The 1,697-nt window shown below is 73.1% G+C and carries 1 protein-coding gene; it reads left to right on the forward strand.

The annotated features are described in order from the left end of the window. Positions 1-197: 197 nt before the first annotated feature. Positions 198-1,697, forward strand: a 1,500-nt coding sequence (locus ACXAGC_RS20315; RefSeq protein WP_474846812.1) for an Ig-like domain-containing protein, incomplete at its 3' end; no start/stop codon positions are given.

A 1,697-nucleotide genomic window follows, 5' to 3' on the forward strand; every position in this document is an offset into this window, starting at 1 on the left:
CCGGAGGACCGCCGCCGCGGTCTGACCCGCGGCGGCACGGCCTGCCGCACGCCGTGCCGCGGAGGTGTTGCCGAACTGTGGAACTGCGAGCGGCCTCTGTTCCCCGGCTGTTGCCACCGGCTCTCTAGCGTGGGAACCGACCACCCGGTCCTCGCCCACACCGACCTCGACCCACGCCCCGGGAGCCACTGATCGCCATGACCGCACGAACCGCTGCGACCGCCGTTCTCGTCGTCGTGCTCGGTCTGCTCCTGGGCCTCAGCAGCACCGCCGAGTTCTCCTCCGCGTCCTTCACGAGCCGCTCGGACAACCCGCAGGGCACCGTCCGGGCCGCCGCGGACTGGACCCCGCCCACCACGTCCCTCACCCCTCCGGGCGCAATCCTGGCGGGCTCGGTCGTCCTCACCGCGTCCGCCGCAGACGCCGAGACCGGGATCGACACCGTCGCGGTCCAGTACCGCTCGGCCTCCGGAGGCGAGTGGCGCACAGTGTGCACCACCGCCTCGGCCCCCTATCGCTGCACGTGGAGCACCCCCGGTGTCGTGGACGGCTCCTACGCGCTGCGCTCCGTGACGACCGACCGGGCCGGGTACTCGGCGGTCTCCGCCGTGGCGACCACCGTGGTGGACAACACCGGGCCCGTCGTGACGATGATCGATCCTGGCGCGCTCCTCGGCGGCACCCGGACCTTCGAGGCCACCGCGGCCGACCCCGGCACCGGTGTGCAGACGGTGGTCCTCCAGTACGCCCCGAGCGGCTCGAGCACCTACCGGGACTTGTGCACCGCGACCGCCGCCCCCTACTCCTGCCGCTACGACACCCGGCAGCTGCCCGACGGCCGCTACGACCTCCGGGCGGTCGCGACCGACCGCGCCGGCAACGCCACCACCTCCGCGGTGGTCGCGAACCGGGAGGTCGAGAACCCGGTCAGCACCGTCACCCTGGCCGCCCCGAGGACCTACCTGTCCGGCGGCACCACGCTGAGCGCCACCGCTGCCTCCACCGCGGGGGTGCAGGCGGTCCGCTTCCAGTACGCCCCCGCCGGCACGACCACCTGGAGCACGGTGTGCACCGACACCACCGCGCCGTACAGCTGCGCCTGGACCACGACCGGTGTGGCAGACGGCGCCTACGACCTCCGCACGGTCCTGGTGGACGGCAAGGGGCGGGAGACCGCCTCGGCGTCCGTTCCCGAACGGCACGTGCTCAACACCGTGGTCCGCGGCGTGGACGTCCAGGCAGCTAACGGGGGCAGGGCCGGCACGATGGACGCCGGGGACACGATCACCTACACCTACAGCCACCTCGTGGACCTGAACACGATCAGCACCGGGTGGGACGGCAGCGCACTGGCGACCGCGCTGAACATGCAGAGCGGCTGGTTCGCCGACAGCAGCATCACCGTGGCCGGCTCCGCCCGGGCCGATTCCGTGGGCTCCGTGAACCTGGGCGCCGACTACCTCTCGGTCTCGACGAGCGCCCGGTTCGACGCCACCATGACGGCGGAGGCGGTCGTCGTCGACGGCCGTCCGCGCACGGTGATCACCGTGACACTGGGCCAGAGGACGGGCGGCGGCACGCCGAGCACGAACAGCACGCCGACGATGGCCTGGACGCCCAGCACCGCCGTCAAGGACCTCGCCGGCAAGGCCGTGCCGTCGGCAGCGGTCAACGAGACCGGCGCCGCGGACGGGGAC

The organism is Alteromonas sp. AWJ4_197 (assembly GCF_056160285.1).